The following is a 16865-nucleotide window of genomic DNA, read 5'->3' as shown; positions in this document are numbered from 1 at the left end:
AAGGTGTTTGGGGATGGACTTGCTTCACTGAGATCATTTTCAGCACTGTGATGGGCCTTGGCAGGCAGGGAGTACACCCCGACGCATTGACTTCTGGGGCAATCCGACCCAATTGGAACCCAATGATTTCCGGAGATCCCAATGGGCTTCAAAATGGGTATCGTCGGTCTGCCGAATGTGGGCAAGTCGACGCTGTTTAACGCGCTTACGCGCACCGCCGCAGCAGCTGCTGCAAACTTCCCTTTCTGCACGATCGAGCCGAACGTCGGTGATGTGCCGGTTCCGGACGTGCGTCTGCACAAGCTTGCCGAAATCGGCAAGTCCATCAACGTATTGCCAGCACGCATGAGCTTCGTGGATATCGCGGGCCTCGTGAAGGGTGCATCCAAGGGTGAAGGGCTGGGCAACCAGTTCCTCGCGAACATCCGTGAGTGTGACGCGATTGCCTATGTGCTGCGTTGCTTTGAAGACGGCAACATCATCCACGTCGCCAATAAGGTTGATCCACTAGCGGACGCCGAAGTTGTCGAAACCGAGTTGATGCTCGCTGACCTTGAAAGCCTTGAGAAGCGCCGCGCTGGCGTGGAAAAGAAGGCCAAGGGCAATGACAAGGACGCCAAGGTCACGCTCGATCTGATCGATCGCGCTCTGGTTGTTCTGCGCGAAGGCAAGTCGGCTCGCTTTGTTAAGCGCGATGCTGAAGAAGAAAAGGCCTTCCAGGAGCTGCAGCTGCTGACGTCCAAGCCCGTGCTCTACGTGTGTAACGTAGACGAAGGTTCGGCCGACAAGGGCAATGCGATGAGCAAGCTGGTTGAAGACTATGCTGCTGCCAATGGCGCAGGCGTTGTCATCATCTCGGCTGAAATCGAAAGCCAGTTGGCGCAGCTTCCAGACGAAGAACAGGCAGAATATCTTGAAGGCCTCGGCCTTTCGGAAGCCGGTCTGAACCGTTTGATCCGCGAAGCCTATGACCTTTTGGGTCTGCAGACCTACTTCACCGTAGGTCCGAAGGAAACGCGCGCCTGGACCATCCATAAGGGTGACAAGGCTCCGGCTGCGGCTGGCGTTATTCACTCGGACTTTGAACGCGGCTTCATCCGCGCGCAGACCATTGGCTATGAAGACTACATCGCACTCGGCGGTGAATCTGGCGCCAAGGAAGCGGGCAAGGCACGCGACGAAGGCAAGGAATATGTCGTCAAGGACGGCGACGTGATGCTGTTCAAGTTCAACACCTAAGGGTTTTGGATTTTTGCAAGATTGAGAAGGGGTCGCTGCGGCGGCCCCTTTTTTGTTGGTGGTTTTGGAGAGCAACATCCGGGTCGATTTTAGATTGCAAACACTATTGCAGTCGAATCTGGGCTCTATGCTAACGTGCTCAGAGTAAGATCTTTTCCGGAGCCGTTATGTCTGTCTCGATCAGCCGTCGAAAGTTGCTTGTTTCTGGAAGCGCGCTTGCGGCTTCCGGTGTTGCCGCTCCTGCCTTGGCACAGCACGCCCACCATCATGGCGGTGAGGTGCGTGTTACCGAAAAGCCTCTGAGCCGCGCTGTGGCGCTGGCCACGGGTGACGATATCCGTTTCCCGGAAGTGCGTCGGTCGGTGAATGGCGTGCTGGAGACCAGCTTACGTCTAGCCTATGGGCCAGCCGATGTGGACGGAGAGACAGCCACGGTGATGAGCTTTGACGGGCAGTATCCAGGCCCAACGCTCATGGCCAAGCCGGGCGATACCATCAAGATCAAGCTGATCAATGATCTCGATGATGTGACGAACCTCCATACGCACGGTCTGCATGTGTCACCATCGGGCAATAGCGACAACGTTATGCTCGTGATCCAGCCGGGTGAGACATTCGACTACGAGATCAAGATTCCGGCCGACCATATGGCGGGCACATATTGGTATCACCCGCATGTGCATGGGGTGACCTATTCGCAGGTGTCGGGGGGATTGGCTGGCGCGCTGATTATCGAAGGCGGGCTGGATGAGGTTGAGGGGATCAAAGATCGTGTTGATCAGCTGCTCGTCATCCAGTCGACCCAGTTTGACGAAAACAACTCCATCATCCCTTCAGATGATCAGGACATGCACCGCCAGACGCGTACGGTGAATGGGCAGATCAATCCGACGCTGCGCATTCGCTCTGGCGAAGTGCAGCGGTGGCGCTTCGTCAACGCGGCCTCGGAAACCTATCTCATGATCGGGCTGGAAGGGCATCCGCTCTATCAGATTTCCAAGGACGGTAATGCGATGACCCGTGTGGTCAAGCATGATCAGCTGCTGATCGAACCGGGTACGCGCGCCGATGTGCTGGTGCAGGGGCACATGTTCCGTGGCGCTTTTGAATTGCGCAAGACATTGTGGCTGGGTTCGCCGCGCCAGTATGAGCCGGATGAGCTGCTGGCAACGCTTGTGGTTGAAGAGGGTGATGCTGTCACCGATCACCAGATCCCAGAAGTGCTGCTGCCGCTATCGGAAGATCTGCGTGGGAAAGAAGTCGATCGGAAGCGGACAATTCGCTTTGACGTGATCCGCGGCGAGCCGGGCGGCACACGCTTTGTGATCGACGGCCAGCAGGTGGATATGAACCGCGTGGACCAGACGGTTCCGCTCGGGGCCTTCGAGGAGTGGGAGTTGGTCAACGACTCGCCCGAATGGCATCCGTTCCACATTCACACCAACGACTTCCAAGTCGTGGCGGTGAATGGCGAGCCCGTTGATGAGGTTCTCTCGTGGGAAGATACGCGCGGCATTCCGCCGAACGGGTCGCTGACCATTCGTCATCGCTTCCTCGATTTTACCGGCAAGTATGTCTACCACTGCCATCTGCTCTTCCACGAAGACCACGGCATGATGGGCATTGTTGAGGTCGTTGAATAAAATCGGAAGGGCGGGAGCGATCCCGCCTTTTTTGCGTCTCATGGGTAAAGCTTAGAAAGCCGGAATATTCGCTTTTAATCCCGGATTGCAAGTCGATGCGGTCGCGCTAGCATGGACAAAAGCGGCGGGAGGAGCCGCGGGCCGGCCTGGCCGCTATCGGAGCATTTTCTAAATGGCTAATCCTATCATCACGTTCATCGGCGCTGGCTCGTCCGTGTTCATGAAGAATATCGTGGGCGATATTTTGCAGCGTCCGGCCCTTGCCGGTGTGCAAATTCGCTTGATGGACATCAATCCGACGCGTCTTGAGGAAAGCGCGATTATCGCCGGGAAGCTGGTCAAAACGCTGGGTGTGCCAGCGAGTGTGACGACCTACTCGAACCAGCGCGAGGCGTTGACGGGGACCAATTTCGTCGTCGTCTGCTTCCAGATCGGTGGCTTTGAGCCGTCGACGGTGATCGATTTTGATGTGCCTAAGAAGTACGGCTTGCGCCACACCATAGCTGACACCTTGGGCGTTGGTGGGATCATGCGCGGCATCCGCACGGTGCCGCATCTCTGGAGCATTTGCGAAGACATGATGCAGGTCGCGCCTGAGGCGGTGATGCTGCAATATGTGAACCCGATGGCGATCAATACCTGGGCGATTGCGGAGAAATTCCCTAAGATTAAGCAGGTTGGCTTGTGCCACTCGGTGCAGGGCACGGCGCATGAGTTGGCCCATGATCTCGACATTCCTTATGAGGAAATCCGCTACCGCTCGGCCGGTATCAACCACATGGCCTTCTATCTCAAGTTTGAACATCGTCAGCCGGACGGGTCGTATAAGGACCTCTATCCGGAGCTGCACCGCGCCTATGCAGAAGGCCGCGCGCCCAAGCCCGGTTGGAACCCGCGTTGCCCCAATAAGGTGCGCTATGAGATGATGAAGCGTCTCGGCTATTTTGTCACCGAAAGCTCCGAGCACTTTGCCGAATACACGCCGTATTTCATCAAGGACGGGCGCGACGACCTGATCGAAAAGTTCGGCATTCCGCTGGATGAATATCCAAAGCGCTGCATTGAGCAGATCGAGAATTGGAAGAAGACGTCCGAGCAGTATCGCAATGCTGACACGATCAGTGTGAAGGCGTCGCACGAATATGCGTCCTCGATCGTGAACTCGGTTTGGACGGGCGAACCCTCGGTGATCTACGGCAATCTGCGCAACAATGGGGTGATCACCTCGCTGCCGAACCAGGCCGCCGTGGAAGTGCCGTGTCTGGTCGATAGCAACGGCATTCAGCCAACCTATATCGGGGAATTGCCGCCACAGCTGGCGGCGCTGATGCGCACCAATATCAACGTGCAGGAGCTCACTGTGCGGGCGCTGATCGAAGAGAAGCGCGAGCATATCTATCACGCGGCGATGCTTGATCCGCACACGGCGGCGGAGCTCGACCTCGATCAGATCTGGTCGCTGGTCGATGATCTGCTCAAGGCGCACGGGGACATGTTGCCGGAGTGGGCGCGGGGGTAAGGCTCCGCGCTGCCCCCACCTAGCCTCCCCCGGAACCGGGGGAGGGATGGGATCGAGTGTGTGGGGAGATTTGGGCTGAGTACGCACCGAACTAAAGACCCCCACCCTCAATCCCTCCCCTCAAGGGGGAGGGAGGCAGTGCGGTGTTTGGGGTTAGGGTTGCGACTGAAGTGGTTTGTCACATTCCACTCGATGCAGCTCCTCCCCCTGTTCATGGGGAGGTGTGGGGCGGTTACTCGCCGCCTAAAAGCTTTTTGAGCATGTCGGCCATGGGGCCGGATTTGGGGAGCTCGACCTTGGACGCCGCTGGGCGGGCTTGGCGGATGTGGCTTTGGCCTTTGGGTGCTTCAGACGCTTCTGGCGAAGGTTTCTTCGGCTTGGCATCTTTGGCTGGTTCTTCGGGCTTGAGCGCGAGGGCGAGCTTGTTCATGAAGCCAGCGTCGTCGCCGTTGAGGAGAAGCGGGGTCTGACGGGCCAGCTCATCGAGCAGCGGCTCAAGCCAGATTTTGTCAGCCTTGGCGAAGTCGCCGAGAACGTGGTGCGTGACGTTCTCCTTGCCGGGATGGCCGATACCGAGACGGATGCGCTTGTAGTCGAGGCCGATTTGCGGGTCGATGGAGCGCAGGCCGTTGTGGCCGCCATTTCCGCCACCGGTTTTGACGCGGACTTTGCCCGGCGCGAGATCGAGCTCGTCATAGAAGACGTAGACCTCGCTGACGGGAATTTTGAAGAATTTGGCGATCTGCTGCACGCTGTCGCCGGACTTATTCATGAAGGTTTGAGGCTTGAGGAGGAGCACGCGCTGGCCGCCGACATTGCCTTCGACGTATTGGCCCGAGTGCTTGGTTTTCCACGCGGAAATGCCATAAGCGCGGGCAATGGCGTCAATCGCCATGAAGCCGATATTGTGGCGGTTGCCAGAGTATTGAGCGCCGGGGTTGCCCAGACCAACGAGCAGTTTCATGAAACCAAACCTTACAAATGACTGAGGCGGCCGCAAGGCCGCCTCAGAAAGCATCGAGCTAGAAACTGAAATTATTCAGCAGCAGCTTCTTCCGACTTCAGTGCGGAAGGAGCGACGATGGTCGCGATAGTGAAGTCGCGGTCGGTGATGGTCGGAACCGCACCAGCTGGCAGGGTTACTGCCGAGATGTGGATCGAATCGCCGATTTCTGCGCCGGTCAGATCAACGGTGATTTCTTCCGGGATCTTGTGAGCGAGAACGGTCAGTTCAACAGCGTGACGAACGACGTTCAGAGTGCCGCCCTTCTTAAGGCCAGGAGCCTTTTCTTCGTTGATGAACTTAACAGCAACTTCTACGGTGATCAGCGACTTAGCCGAAACGCGCAGGAAGTCGATATGCAGTGGCATATCGCGGACAACGTCCAGCTGGTAATCGCGTGGGATTACCTGGTGGATGGTGCCGTCAACGTCGAGGTCGAGGATGTGGGACTTGAAGCCGCCTGCGTAGATCGCCTTGTAGGCGTCCTTGAACGAGACGGACACAGTGACAGGAGCCTTCTTGTCACCGTAGATAACTGCAGGAACAAGTCCCTGACGACGTGCTTCGCGAGCTGCCCCCTTGCCCACTCCGTCGCGCGCCTGTGCCTTGAGCACTTTATTGGCCATGGAAATCATCCATTCCGGTTGGTGTACGGTGTTACACAACACCATACGCGCCCGTCCTCCAGGGGTGACGAGCGCTTCATGGGGGCGGCTATAGCGCAAAGGGGGGCGGGGAGCAAGAAATATAGTGGTTTTGCGGGCCTCTTGGCCGGGTGAAAACGCACGGGGGCGGCATAAGTGATTTGATAGGTTCGCATCCCGAAGATAGGGTCTGCCCTGTTTGTATTTATCTCGGGATTGTTCAATGAAATCAATAGTTTTGGCGTGCGCTGTGGTTCTTTGCGCGGCTGTCACTCCGGCGATGGCGCAGAGCCAAGTCGACTTCGGCGATGACAGTGGCAGCTACGCTAATGATGGCGAGTGCGACGATCCACGATTCACTGGCGCTGGCATGACGGCAACCGATCTGCTCAGCGAGGATCTGCTGGCCGATGCCACCGACTGTCAGAGCGCGTATGACGCCGGCAAGATTTCACTTCTGGGCGTCGCGGAAGACGGCAAGATTGATTTTGGCGACGACGAGGGCGAGTTCGCCAATGACGGTGAGTGCGATGACATGCGCTTTAGCGGCAGCGGCATGACCGAAACAGCTTTGATTCAGGACGACATCATGCACGACGCGGCCGATTGTCGTGCGGCTGCCAAAGCGGGAACGATCGAGCTGCGTAACTCGTAAGAGCGCAAGAAAAAGCCTTCAGACCATGCTGGTGGTCTGAAGGCTTTATAGAGACCGAAAAGGTCTCGAATCTTAGTCGAACAGGCTCGAAACCGACTGTTCGCTGGCGGTGCGGGCAATCGCCTCGCCGAGGAGCGGAGCGATGTTCATGCGGCGAATATTGGCCGCGGCCTTGCTGTTTTGCGGGTCAAAGATCGAGTCGGTGATGACCAGTTCTTTGAGCTTGGAAGCGGCGATACGCTTGTCAGCTTCGCCGGACAATACGCCGTGTGTGATGTAGGCGGAGACTTCCTTGGCGCCCGCATTGAGCAGAGCTTCAGCAGCATTTACCAGCGTGCCGCCAGAATCGACGATATCGTCGATGAGAATGCAGGTCTTGCCCGATACGTCGCCGATGATGTTCATCACTTCGGACACGCCAGCGCGGGGACGGCGCTTGTCGACAATGGCGAGGTTGACGCCAATGCGGCTCGCCACATTGCGTGCACGAACCACGCCGCCAACGTCTGGCGACACGATCATGACATTGCTGACGTCGTAGTGATCCTTGATATCGCGCACCATCACCGGAGCTGCGGTGAGGTTGTCGGTTGGGATATCGAAGAAGCCCTGAATCTGCGAGGCATGCAGGTCGAGCGTTAGGACGCGGTTTGCACCAGCCTCGGTGATGAGGTTGGCAACCAGCTTTGCCGAAATCGGCGTGCGTGGTGCTGATTTACGGTCCTGACGGGCGTAGCCGTAATAAGGGATAACGGCGGTGATACGACGGGCTGACGAGCGACGCAGAGCATCGATCACGATCAGCAGTTCCATCAAGTTGTCATTGGTCGGGTAGCTTGTCGACTGTAGGATGAAGACGTCTTCACCGCGCACATTCTCATGCACTTCTACATAGACTTCCTTGTCGGCAAAGCGCTTGACCGTGCAATCGGTCAGCGGCAGCTCAAGGTAGCTCGCCACAGCTTCCGCTAATGGACGATTGGAATTGCCAGTCACCAGTTTCATGAGGTGCGATCCTGTCTCAACCGGCCCCACGGGAGCAGGGGCCAACCAGTTTCGTGGGCAGCTTTAGCGGCAGAACTTCGGACTCACAACTACACTTTTGGCCAGTGTCGTTAAATTATCGCAGAGAGATGCTAATTACGGACATTTGCCGACCGGTCTTGCGCGATTGATGGGTCGCGAGGCGATGGGAGAAATAGCGGTCTGGGTTGTCGTAGGTACAGCCGCCCACTTGCTCGATGGTGGAAACCCTTGCATCCCTTAGTTGTGCCTGCACAAATCCGGGTAGGTCGAAGTGGGCTTTTCCGCCAGTTGGGGTGAAAAACAGGTCGTCGCCAGTGGGATGCAGAGCTAGGAAATCGGTCTGGAATTGGTCGCCAACCTCGTAGTTTTGCGCCCAAATGGTGGGGCCGTATGCCGCAACAATGTGCTCAGGATCCGCACCAAGCTTAACCATAGCAGCGATGGTATTGCCGATAATGCCCTCAACGGCACCGCGCCAACCAGCGTGAGCGGCGCCGATGATGTGCGCTTGGCGGTCGGCGAAAAGGATCGGCGTGCAGTCGGCGGTTTGAATGCCGAGAAGCAATCCGGGGGTGGCGGTGACCATGGCGTCGCCCTCGACCACGCCCGTTAGGGGCGCGGTGATGGTCTCGACATGCGTAGAGTGAGTCTGCTTGAGAACGATCAGCGGAGCACCACCCAATGAAACCGCGATAGCTTGGCGGTTGGCCAGAACACTGGCTTCATTGTCGTCAACGGCGAGGCCGACGTTTAGGCTGTCGTAAGGGGCGGTTGAGACGCCGCCCTTGCGACCGAAAAAGCCGTGACGGAGCCAATCCATGGACGCAAGGGACGGAGAGTGTTCTGCCGACAGGGTCATGCGCCGAAACCTGACGGTTGCAGGCCGGGGCTGTGGGCGCAAAGAACTTTGAACAACTCACCCATTTGATCGGCACCGATGAGGCGCTGCTCGGCGGCGCGAATGTCTTGCGCCAGATTGGGGTTGGCCCCGGCAAGGGCCGTCGCACGGTGGCTAATGCCCATGTCGGTGAGGAAGCCGCCTTGGGTCTGGAGCGGTTGGACCGCGAGGCCAGACTGGCGCGCAACGCTGGCCAGCGCCTCGAAATCGACGTGAGCCGAGAGGTCGACTTCGCCGGGTGCTTCAAGCACGTCGGCATAGGCATGGCGACGTACGCCTTGCAGGGTTTCACCAGTTTGGGTGCGGGCGTAGCCATAATCGATGGCGAGCATAGCGCCGCCCTGACGGCTCACCAGCTGGCTCAAGCGGCTCATGAGTTGCGCGCCACCGAAGCAGAATTCGAGGATTTCATCGATCGCGGCGTCGGCCACGCCGGGCGGCATGGACATGGGCGGAATGGGTGTGGGCGAGAGGCCGAAGACGCGCTTGTCGCCATCAAGCCCGATTTGACGCTCATGCCAGCCGTTTTCTTTGCGGACGAACTGACGGATCGGCAAGGCGTCAAAAAATTCGTTCGCAAGAATGATGATCGGGCCGGAACCGACATTTTCAAAGTTCTCGAGCCATTTGGGATCGTAAGCTTCGAGGCGCGCTTTTTGCTCGGCCACAAGGGCAGGGCTGGTTTCAAAAAGGCGCAGGTCGAGCGCATCTCGGAAACCGGGGGCGCGGCAGGCAACGCGCAAGACGTCGCTCATCAGCGTGCCGCGACCGGGGCCGAGTTCGAGCAGGGTGAACGTCTTGGGCTCGTTCATCTGCTGCCAGAGATTGACCACCCAGAAGCCGATCAACTCGCCGAACATCTGCGAGATTTCCGGCGCGGTGATGAAGTCACCTTTGGCGCCGAATGGGTCATGGTTTTTGTAATAGCCTTTGCTCGGGTGCGTGAGGCAAAGCCCCATGTAAGTCGCGACCGACATGGGACCGGAGGTGCGGATCTGGAATTCGATCTGCTGCTCAAGCGTGGGGGCTTGGTTCACGTTGAACGTCTCGCTTGCACTAGAGAAAGAGGATTATGGGCGGATGGGGTCTTGGCGCCGGGTCAGCGCGTAGACCACCAGAGCGATGCCGCCGAGGAGAATGGGAAGGCTGAGAAGCTGGCCCATGGTGAGCCATTCGCCGTTGAGATAGCCCAATTGCGCATCCGGCAGGCGGATGAATTCGACAAAGGAGCGCGCCAGCGCATAGCCAATGGCGAAAATGCCAGCGACGAGGCCCGGCTTGCGCAGCCCATAAAAGATATGGGTGACGATGCGGATGATGATGAAGAGCAGGAGGCCTTCGAGCAGGGCTTCATAAAGCTGGCTTGGGTGACGGGGCACTTGCATCGGGTCGGTCGGGAAGACCACGCCCCAGGGCAAATTGGTGGGTGCGCCATAAAGCTCGGAATTGATGAAGTTGGAGACGCGGCCAAGGAAAATACCAATGGTGGCCACTGCGCCGAGGAGATCAAGGCTCGACAGCCAATTGCCGCCTTTGGAGCGCGTGAAGAAGATGGCAGCGATCATCAGGCCTGCCATGCCGCCGTGGTAGGACATGCCGCCATCGAGCGTGTTGATCATCTCCAGCGGGTTCTGGCTGTAATATCCCCAGTTGTAGAACAGCACATAACCAACGCGGCCGCCGATAACGATGGACAGCATGGCCCAGAAGGCGAAATCCCAAATGTCTTTGGCTTCAAAGGGGGGATTGCCGCGGTGCCAGAGCCGCGTGTTCTTGAGCAGGGAATAGCCATAGGCCGCGCCTAGGAAAACACCAAAGAGATAGGCCAGTGCATACCAACGGATAGCGATAGGGCCGATAGCAATGGCGATCGGGTCGATATTGGGGAAGGGCACCGATGGTTCTCCGAGGTTCGACCGAAACTTGCCAAGCAATCGTGGCAATAGAGTGCCTGAGGTAGCGCGTCGGTTGGAGCCATTCAATCCCTGTGACGTTGAGCACGTCAAAGGGCTTTGCTTGGGTACTCTGGTTTTTAGGTCCTAGGTGGCTTAAGTAAATGCAAACAATGCCCCAATGGGAACGGACACAGTATGAACCAGAACAACAAGCTATTCGACGGGCTGGGTCGTGTGATGAACGAAGCTGCTGGCGTCGCTGACGGCGTTCGCCGCGAGGTCGAAACCGTGGTGAAGACCCAAGCTCAGCGCATCGTCAATGATATGGACCTGGTGAAGCGCGAAGATTTCGACGCGCTGCGCGAGCTGGTTCAGGTGCAGGGCGAAGAAATTGACGCTCTGCGCAAGGAACTGGCTGAGTTGCGCGGTAAGTCCGCTTAACAATAGCGGATTGATGATCATGCGAAGGCGCTGCGGTAACGTGGCGCCTTTTTTATTGGGAATTGTTCCTGGGCGATGAAAGTGCACCATTATGAAACGGTGTGCACAATTTCTGTTAAACCCTCGTTAATACTTAAAGACCAAGGATCATCCACAAGAGATTGGCGTTCGGCGGTTGGCCCGCGTGCCCTGAATCAAATGCTCAGTGTAGGGTTTGCTTAGGAGGACGATTCGTAAGTCGCGGTTGCGGCGATCAAGTTCCTTCACGCGCATCCAGAACGCGCAGCAAATGCTGCGCCATGACAACGCCCTTTGTGAGGACGGAACTTCATGTCTCTGATTGAATTCGAGCCCGATCGGATGTCCCACCCGGTGGACCTAGTCGAGCACATCGCTTCGATCAACGACTGGACGTTTGAACGTCAGGACGCGGACGAGATTTCTATTTCAGTACGCGGAGGGTGGAGCGACTATCATGTGTCGTTCAACTGGATGCAGGATCTGGAAAGTCTGCACATTGCCTGTGCCTTTGACTTGAAAGTTCCCGAAGCGCGGCGCGCTGAAATCAAACAACTGATCAGCCTCATCAACGAACAACTTTGGATTGGCCACTTCGACGCTTGGCACAAGGAAGGCGTCGTCTTGTTCCGGAATTCGCACCTGCTCACCGGTGGCGCGGATGTGTCGCCCCAGCAGTGTGAAGCGCTGCTTCGTTCGGCCAGCGAATCCTGCGATCTGTATTATCAGGCGTTCCAGTTCGTCGTGTGGGCTGGCAAATCAGCCGCAGACGCTCTGAGCCATGTGATGTTTGAGACGGTAGGCGAAGCCTGATGACGAATTTGCAAAATTTGGGTCCGGTCATGCTGGTTGGTGCCGGCAAGATGGGCTTGGCACTGGCGGAAGGCTGGCTCGGGGCTGGATTTCCGGCGTCGAACCTGGTGTTGGTTGATCCCAACCCCAGCGAGCAAGCGCTGGCTTTGGCGGCGGACAATGGCATTGTCGTCAATAAAGAAGCCTTTGGTCTTCAGCCAAATGTGTTGGTTCTGGCGGTTAAACCGCAAGTGATCGGGCCCGTGATGGACAGCCTCGCGCCCGTGATTGGTTCACATACGCTGGTTCTCTCCATTGCCGCCGGTATTTCGATTGAAAAGCTGTCGGCGGGTTTGGGGACAGACCGTGTGGTGCGCACTATGCCCAATACCCCGGCTCAGTTGGGCAAGGGTGTGACGGGCGCAGTCGCAGGGTCGGGCGCTTCCGTTGAGGATCGCGCTGCGGCTGATGCGCTGTTGGCGGCTGCAGGCATGGTCCTGTGGTTCGACAAGGAAGGCGACCTCGACATCGTTACCGCGGTTTCGGGTTCAGGCCCGGCCTATGTGTTCAATATGGTTGAGGCTATGGCGGCAGCTGGTGTGGCGCAGGGGCTTCCTGAGCACATCGCCATGAAACTGGCGCGCCAGACCGTGATTGGTTCGGCAGCGTTGATGGAGGCCGACCCGGCACCGGCCAGCGTGTTGCGCCAGAACGTGACCTCGCCGAACGGCACCACTTTTGCGGCGCTCAATGTGCTGATGGCCGACGACGGTCTGACGCCGCTGATGGAGCGGGCCGTGGGAGCGGCAAAGCTGCGCAGCGAAGAGCTGGGCCGCGGCTAAGCCCGCAACCAGCGAGAGACAGAGATAAGCGATGGCCTCCAAGCACAGTGCTTGGGGGCCATTTTACTTGAGTTTTGTCGTGAGGCTGAGCTGGTCGAGCTTACGGTGATCTTCGGTGTCGACCATGCCAACGAGAAACTTACGGACGATGTCGGCAGCGTCAGGGGGGAGGGCCGCGATAGAGGATTTAATGCGGCTCGCCTGAGTCGAAGACAGCACTGCGAAAAACTCGCGGCCCTTGTCCGTGGCGTAAAGCAGGCGTTGGCGACGATCCGATTGTCCGGTGCGTTGCTCGATATAACCGTTATCCACCAGTTGTCGCAGCACGCGGGCGAGACTCTGCTTGGTGATTTTCAAGATGTCGAGAAGATCGGCTACCGACATGCCTGGACGTAAATTTACAAAATAAAGCACGCGGTGGTGAGCGCGGCCGAATTCCTGACGCTCCAAGACCGCATCCGCGTCGGCAGTGAAGTCCCTGTAGGCAAAAAAGAAAAGCCCCATGATGTCGAGCGGCAGGTCAGCATGCTCCAGCGTTGCTGAATTTATGTCAGCCTTGTTGACATTGTTTACGTCCGCAGGCATAGTTTCTCCACTGTCGCCTTCCACTTGGTCTTATCCCAAAGGTGTTCGGGTTTGCCAAGGGCATGTCCCTTATGCATGATCGGCGGCAATGGCCACCCAAGAGGATGGCTGCTCATAAATCTGCGGAGTAGGAACTATGGCAGGCGTGCCAATGGACCAGCGCGAAGGCTGGATCTGGTTTGACGGCGAACTCAAGCCTTGGAAGGACGCAAAGATTCACGTGCTGACGCACGGGCTTCATTACGCGAGCTCGGTGTTTGAAGGCGAGCGTTGCTACGGCGGCGAAATCTTCAAGTCTGCAGAGCATACTGAGCGTCTTATCCGTTCGGCAGCAACGCTCGATATGCAGCTGCCATACTCGGCAGAAGAAATTGAAGCAGCTAAGCGCCTCGTTCTTGACAAGAACGGCCTGACCGACGCGTATCTGCGTCCAGTTGTCTGGCGCGGCTCTGAGGAACTTTCGGTTCCAGCGCGCAACAACAAGGTCCACGTCGCAATCGCGGCTTGGGTTTGGCCGAGCTATTTCTCGACCGAAGAAAAGCTCAAGGGCATTCGCCTTGAGTGGTCGAAGTGGCGCCGTCCTGATCCCGCAACCATTCCACACACGGCTAAGGCCGCTGGCCTCTACATGATCTGCACCCTCTCGAAGGATGCGGCCATGGCCAATGGTTATGCTGACGCGCTGATGCTGGACTATCGCGGTTATGTCGCTGAAGCGACCGGCGCGAACGTGTTCTTCATCAAGGGCAAGAACATCGTCACCCCGACACCGGATTGCATTCTGAACGGCATTACACGTCAGACCGTTATCCAGCTCGCCAAGGACGCAGGTTACACTGTCACCGAACGTCATATGCAGCCGGAAGAACTGGCTGAGTTTGACGAGTGCTTCCTCACCGGTACGGCTGCAGAAGTGACCCCGGTTTCGGAAGTTGGCGAATATCGCTTTACCCCGGGCAATGGCTGCCGTGAGCTGATCGAGCTCTACACTGCTGCTAGCCACCCGGCCAAGGCTGCTGCTGCTGAATAAGTAGCGCTGAATGAAATTGAAAACGCCCGCCGCAAGGTGGGCGTTTTTGTTTGGCGGGAAGGGGGCTTTAGCCCTGCCAGCGATCGCGCGCGGTGTCGTCGGTTGATTTGGCGTCGACCCAGCGCAGGCCCGACGCGGTTTCTTCCTGTTTCCAAAAGGGCGCGTCGGTTTTGAGGTAGTCCATCAAAAATTGCGCGCCATCGAAGGCGGCCTGACGGTGGGGCGCGAGCGTCATGACCATCATGATGGTTTCGCCCGGAACCAGGCGTCCGTAGCGATGGATGATGGCCGCGTCGGTGAGGGCGAAGCGAGTGATCGCTGCGTCACGAATGGCGGTAAGTTGGTTGAGGGCCAGTTCCTCGTAGCACTCTAGGATCAGGGCCGAGATCGGGTCTGACGGCAGAGAGCGAACAAGGCCGGTGAAGGTGACGAGTGCGCCCGCCTCAGTGTGTCGGCCAATGAAGGCATTTGCCTCTGCGCCTTGATCGAAGGCTTCGGTGGTGACGCGGATCATGCTTTAGCCGCCTGTCATGGGCGGGAGGATGGCGATTTCTTTGGCATCGCCGATGGGTGTATCCCAAGCCGCTATTTTGGCATCGCGGGCGAGTTTGAAAATTTTGGTATTTTGCATAGCGTGGTCGAGCACTTCGTCATTGGCGCGGAGCCAAGCGATGAGATCGTTGAGTGTCACCACCTCTGCAGGCGGAGACACCTCATCGCTGGCGCGATTGAGGCGCTCGCGCAGCCAAGCAAAGTAGAGAATTTTCATTTTCTGCCGATGCCGGAAAGATGCGGCCAGGAGGCGCGCAGATAATTCCAGCCGGTGAGGAGCGTGATGACGCCTGCGGCCCAGAGGAGAAGGCTGGCGACGATTTCAGCTTGCGGAACGTTTCCTGCGAACAGAACGGCTGCGAGGGCGACGAGCTGTATCGTCGTTTTCCATTTGGCGAGCTGGCTGACGGGCAGGACGACGGCGGTATTGCCCAAGAACTCGCGCAGACCCGGAATGAAGGTTTCGCGGAAAATGATGGCAATGGCCGGGATCATGTCGAGGCCGCTGAGGCTGCCGTCCCATGCCAGAGCTGCAATGAGGATATTGACCAAGAGCTTGTCGGCAATGGGGTCGAGCATGCGGCCAAGGTCGGAATACTGGTTCCACGCGCGGGCCAGATAGCCGTCCAGCCAATCGCTGGCGGCGGCAACGACATAAAGGACAAGGGCCACCCAGCGGAGCGTCGGGTCGCCGCTCATCACCAGCGCAACAATGGGAATGATCGCCAGAATGCGGGCAATGGTGATGATGTTGGGGACGAGGAAGAGCGGGTTCTGTGCCATGGCGCGAGAGAACAGGGTTCGGCGTCGGGGGTCAAGGGGAGAGGTGCGTTTGGGCACTGGGATGTGGGGGAGGTTGGGGCTGTTGCGCCACCCCCACCTAGCCTCCCCCTGGTAGGGGGAGGGATGGGATCGCGTTTTTGGGGTGAGGGGGCCTCTACGAGGCGCTTATGCCACGGCTTGGGAGTTGATGGCGCGGCGCTGGGTGACGGATTCGGCCAGTGCTTCGAGGGTGGTGACGGTGGTTGCCCAATCAATGCAGCCGTCGGTGATCGACTGGCCGTAGACGAGGTCCTGACCTTCAACCAAATCCTGACGGCCAGCGACGAGGTTGGACTCGATCATCACACCGATGATGCGCTTGTCGCCGGAGGCGACCTGCGTGCCGATCTCGCCGAGAACCAGTGGCTGGTTTTCTGGCTTCTTAGAGGAATTGGCGTGGCTCGCGTCGATCATGATCGCCGGGTTGACGCCGTTCTTCTTAGCCAGCTCTGCGGCAGCGTTGACGCTGTCAGCATCGTAATTGGTGGTTTTGCCGCCGCGTAGAATGATGTGGCAGTCTTCGTTGCCAGCAGTTGCTGCGATGGCGGAACGGCCGTCCTTGGTCACGGCCAGGAAATGGTGTGGCTGGGAGGCGGAGAGCACAGCGTCGAGCGCGATCTTGACGTTACCATCGGTGCCGTTCTTGAAGCCGACGGGGCAGGAGAGGCCGGACGACAGTTCGCGGTGGATCTGGCTTTCTGTGGTGCGTGCACCGATTGCAGCCCAGGACACCAGGTCCGCAATGTATTGCGGGGTGGTCATGTCGAGGAATTCGCAAGCGGCGGGCAGGCCGAGGTTGTTTACTTCGAGAAGCAGCGCGCGGGCGGTGTGCAGGCCCTGATTGATGTTGAAGCTACCGTCGAGGTCTGGATCGTTGATCAGACCCTTCCAGCCCACAGTGGTACGCGGCTTTTCGAAATAGACACGCATGATGATTTCGAGACGATCGCCGAGCTTCTCACGCAGAGGAGCGAGCAGCTTTGCGTATTCAATCGCGGCCTTGGGATCATGGATCGAGCAGGGGCCAACAACAACAGCCAAACGGTCGTCTTGACCGGTCAGGATGTTGTGGAAGTCGTGACGGGCCGCGAGAACGGTGCGCGTGGCCGCGTCGGTGCGCGGATGCTGGCGCATAACCTCAATTGGGGTGGTCAGCGGCTGGATATTGGTGATGCGAAGGTCGTCAGTCGATTTAAGCATTTGGCGTCTCTTGATTTTGTATCAAGGCGGCCAAGAAAAAAGCCGCCTCGGGTTCGGGCGG

The 16865-nt window shown here is 58.0% G+C and carries 19 protein-coding genes; 8 read left to right on the top strand and 11 right to left on the bottom strand.

Features of this window, described 5'->3' with window-relative positions; translation table 11 throughout:
- The first annotated feature begins 141 nt into the window (after positions 1-141).
- The 3 genes from ychF to HKD40_RS10225 all read left to right on the top strand — a co-directional run bounded on the left by ychF (position 142) and on the right by HKD40_RS10225 (position 4401).
- A complete protein-coding gene (gene ychF, locus HKD40_RS10235) occupies positions 142-1239 on the top strand; it encodes a redox-regulated ATPase YchF (protein ID WP_169195656.1) in 1098 nt (365 codons plus the stop codon).
- 167 nt (positions 1240-1406) lie between these two features.
- The gene (locus tag HKD40_RS10230; RefSeq protein ID WP_169195655.1) at positions 1407-2882 is read left to right on the top strand and encodes a multicopper oxidase family protein; all 1476 of its coding nucleotides are present in this window, start codon (positions 1407-1409) and stop codon (positions 2880-2882) included.
- A gap of 172 nt (positions 2883-3054) precedes the next feature.
- Positions 3055-4401 (top strand): alpha-glucosidase/alpha-galactosidase, encoded by a 1347-nt coding sequence (locus HKD40_RS10225; RefSeq protein ID WP_169195654.1) that lies wholly within the window; start codon positions 3055-3057, stop codon positions 4399-4401.
- A gap of 232 nt (positions 4402-4633) precedes the next feature.
- On the opposite strand, the gene pth is transcribed toward HKD40_RS10225, so the two are convergent.
- Positions 4634-5365: an aminoacyl-tRNA hydrolase gene (pth, locus tag HKD40_RS10220; protein WP_169195653.1), complete on the bottom strand. Its 732-nt coding sequence runs from the start codon at positions 5363-5365 to the stop codon at positions 4634-4636.
- A gap of 71 nt (positions 5366-5436) precedes the next feature.
- Positions 5437-6030, bottom strand: a complete 594-nt coding sequence (locus HKD40_RS10215) for a 50S ribosomal protein L25/general stress protein Ctc (protein WP_169195652.1) — start codon at positions 6028-6030, stop codon at positions 5437-5439.
- Between the two features lie 241 nt (positions 6031-6271).
- Between HKD40_RS10215 and HKD40_RS10210 the strand changes: the two genes are divergently transcribed.
- A complete protein-coding gene (locus HKD40_RS10210) occupies positions 6272-6703 on the top strand; it encodes a hypothetical protein (RefSeq protein ID WP_169195651.1) in 432 nt (143 codons plus the stop codon).
- Positions 6704-6775: 72 nt separating this feature from the next.
- On the opposite strand, the gene HKD40_RS10205 is transcribed toward HKD40_RS10210, so the two are convergent.
- The 4 genes from HKD40_RS10205 to lgt form a co-directional block, all read right to left on the bottom strand.
- Positions 6776-7708 (bottom strand): ribose-phosphate pyrophosphokinase, encoded by a 933-nt coding sequence (locus tag HKD40_RS10205; RefSeq protein WP_169195650.1) that lies wholly within the window; start codon positions 7706-7708, stop codon positions 6776-6778.
- Between the two features lie 115 nt (positions 7709-7823).
- Positions 7824-8588 carry a peptidoglycan editing factor PgeF gene (pgeF, locus tag HKD40_RS10200; RefSeq protein ID WP_199368528.1) on the bottom strand — a complete coding sequence of 255 codons (765 nt, stop codon included), beginning with the start codon at positions 8586-8588 and terminating at the stop codon, positions 7824-7826.
- Complete coding sequence (locus HKD40_RS10195) at positions 8585-9664, bottom strand: SAM-dependent methyltransferase (protein WP_248306519.1); 1080 nt, start codon at positions 9662-9664, stop codon at positions 8585-8587. Before HKD40_RS10195 ends, pgeF begins: the two co-directional genes overlap by 4 nt.
- A 33-nt stretch (positions 9665-9697) precedes the next feature.
- On the bottom strand, positions 9698-10522 hold the full coding sequence (gene lgt, locus HKD40_RS10190; RefSeq protein WP_169195649.1) for a prolipoprotein diacylglyceryl transferase: 825 nt from the start codon (positions 10520-10522) through the stop codon (positions 9698-9700).
- A gap of 195 nt (positions 10523-10717) precedes the next feature.
- Between lgt and HKD40_RS10185 the strand changes: the two genes are divergently transcribed.
- The 3 genes from HKD40_RS10185 (at position 10718) to proC (ending at position 12615) form a co-directional block, all read left to right on the top strand.
- Complete coding sequence (locus tag HKD40_RS10185) at positions 10718-10963, top strand: accessory factor UbiK family protein (protein ID WP_169195648.1); 246 nt, start codon at positions 10718-10720, stop codon at positions 10961-10963.
- A 330-nt stretch (positions 10964-11293) separates the two neighbouring features.
- Positions 11294-11794: a YbjN domain-containing protein gene (locus HKD40_RS10180; RefSeq protein ID WP_169195647.1), complete on the top strand. Its 501-nt coding sequence runs from the start codon at positions 11294-11296 to the stop codon at positions 11792-11794.
- Positions 11794-12615, top strand: a complete 822-nt coding sequence (gene proC / locus HKD40_RS10175; protein ID WP_169195646.1) for a pyrroline-5-carboxylate reductase — start codon at positions 11794-11796, stop codon at positions 12613-12615. The genes HKD40_RS10180 and proC overlap by 1 nt, the downstream gene beginning before the upstream one ends.
- Positions 12616-12678: 63 nt before the next feature.
- Here proC and HKD40_RS10170 read toward each other — a convergent pair whose 3' ends face one another.
- The gene (locus tag HKD40_RS10170; RefSeq protein WP_349236552.1) at positions 12679-13200 is read right to left on the bottom strand and encodes a MarR family transcriptional regulator; all 522 of its coding nucleotides are present in this window, start codon (positions 13198-13200) and stop codon (positions 12679-12681) included.
- A 136-nt stretch (positions 13201-13336) separates the two neighbouring features.
- Here HKD40_RS10170 and HKD40_RS10165 point away from each other — a divergent pair, with 136 nt between their 5' ends.
- Complete coding sequence (locus HKD40_RS10165) at positions 13337-14230, top strand: branched-chain amino acid aminotransferase (RefSeq protein ID WP_169195645.1); 894 nt, start codon at positions 13337-13339, stop codon at positions 14228-14230.
- 67 nt (positions 14231-14297) lie between these two features.
- Here the strand turns inward: HKD40_RS10165 and HKD40_RS10160 are convergent, their stop codons facing one another.
- The 4 genes from HKD40_RS10160 to HKD40_RS10145 all read right to left on the bottom strand — a co-directional run bounded on the left by HKD40_RS10160 (position 14298) and on the right by HKD40_RS10145 (position 16804).
- Positions 14298-14744, bottom strand: coding sequence for a molybdenum cofactor biosynthesis protein MoaE (locus tag HKD40_RS10160; protein ID WP_169195644.1), 447 nt, complete (start codon positions 14742-14744; stop codon positions 14298-14300).
- A 3-nt stretch (positions 14745-14747) separates the two neighbouring features.
- Positions 14748-14999 (bottom strand): MoaD/ThiS family protein, encoded by a 252-nt coding sequence (locus HKD40_RS10155; protein WP_169195643.1) that lies wholly within the window; start codon positions 14997-14999, stop codon positions 14748-14750.
- Positions 14996-15565, bottom strand: a complete 570-nt coding sequence (gene pgsA, locus HKD40_RS10150; protein ID WP_169195642.1) for a CDP-diacylglycerol--glycerol-3-phosphate 3-phosphatidyltransferase — start codon at positions 15563-15565, stop codon at positions 14996-14998. The genes HKD40_RS10155 and pgsA overlap by 4 nt, the downstream gene beginning before the upstream one ends.
- 165 nt (positions 15566-15730) lie before the next feature.
- Positions 15731-16804 carry a 3-deoxy-7-phosphoheptulonate synthase gene (locus tag HKD40_RS10145; RefSeq protein ID WP_169195641.1) on the bottom strand — a complete coding sequence of 358 codons (1074 nt, stop codon included), beginning with the start codon at positions 16802-16804 and terminating at the stop codon, positions 15731-15733.
- Positions 16805-16865: the final 61 nt, after the last annotated feature.

This window comes from Devosia sp. MC1541 (genome assembly GCF_012847305.1).
Classification (GTDB): Bacteria; Pseudomonadota; Alphaproteobacteria; order Rhizobiales; family Devosiaceae; genus Devosia.
The sequence above is the reverse complement of the archived record's forward strand: the minus strand, read 5'-3'. Positions and strand labels throughout refer to the sequence as shown.

Excerpts from the sequence above, each read along its gene's own strand:
- HKD40_RS10185 (WP_169195648.1), top strand. The coding sequence starts at position 10,718 with ATGAACCAGAACAACAAGCTATTCGACGGGCTGGGTCGTGTGATGAAC.
- pgsA (WP_169195642.1), bottom strand. The coding sequence starts at position 15,565 with ATGGCACAGAACCCGCTCTTCCTCGTCCCCAACATCATCACCATTGCC.
- HKD40_RS10225 (WP_169195654.1), top strand. The coding sequence starts at position 3,055 with ATGGCTAATCCTATCATCACGTTCATCGGCGCTGGCTCGTCCGTGTTC.
- HKD40_RS10155 (WP_169195643.1), bottom strand. The coding sequence starts at position 14,999 with ATGAAAATTCTCTACTTTGCTTGGCTGCGCGAGCGCCTCAATCGCGCC.
- pth (WP_169195653.1), bottom strand. The coding sequence starts at position 5,365 with ATGAAACTGCTCGTTGGTCTGGGCAACCCCGGCGCTCAATACTCTGGC.
- pgeF (WP_199368528.1), bottom strand. The coding sequence starts at position 8,588 with ATGACCCTGTCGGCAGAACACTCTCCGTCCCTTGCGTCCATGGATTGG.
- HKD40_RS10210 (WP_169195651.1), top strand. The coding sequence starts at position 6,272 with ATGAAATCAATAGTTTTGGCGTGCGCTGTGGTTCTTTGCGCGGCTGTC.
- HKD40_RS10170 (WP_349236552.1), bottom strand. The coding sequence starts at position 13,200 with ATGCCTGCGGACGTAAACAATGTCAACAAGGCTGACATAAATTCAGCA.
- HKD40_RS10145 (WP_169195641.1), bottom strand. The coding sequence starts at position 16,804 with ATGCTTAAATCGACTGACGACCTTCGCATCACCAATATCCAGCCGCTG.
- proC (WP_169195646.1), top strand. The coding sequence starts at position 11,794 with ATGACGAATTTGCAAAATTTGGGTCCGGTCATGCTGGTTGGTGCCGGC.
- HKD40_RS10215 (WP_169195652.1), bottom strand. The coding sequence starts at position 6,030 with ATGGCCAATAAAGTGCTCAAGGCACAGGCGCGCGACGGAGTGGGCAAG.
- HKD40_RS10205 (WP_169195650.1), bottom strand. The coding sequence starts at position 7,708 with ATGAAACTGGTGACTGGCAATTCCAATCGTCCATTAGCGGAAGCTGTG.
- HKD40_RS10160 (WP_169195644.1), bottom strand. The coding sequence starts at position 14,744 with ATGATCCGCGTCACCACCGAAGCCTTCGATCAAGGCGCAGAGGCAAAT.
- HKD40_RS10230 (WP_169195655.1), top strand. The coding sequence starts at position 1,407 with ATGTCTGTCTCGATCAGCCGTCGAAAGTTGCTTGTTTCTGGAAGCGCG.
- HKD40_RS10180 (WP_169195647.1), top strand. The coding sequence starts at position 11,294 with ATGTCTCTGATTGAATTCGAGCCCGATCGGATGTCCCACCCGGTGGAC.
- HKD40_RS10165 (WP_169195645.1), top strand. The coding sequence starts at position 13,337 with ATGGCAGGCGTGCCAATGGACCAGCGCGAAGGCTGGATCTGGTTTGAC.
- ychF (WP_169195656.1), top strand. The coding sequence starts at position 142 with ATGGGCTTCAAAATGGGTATCGTCGGTCTGCCGAATGTGGGCAAGTCG.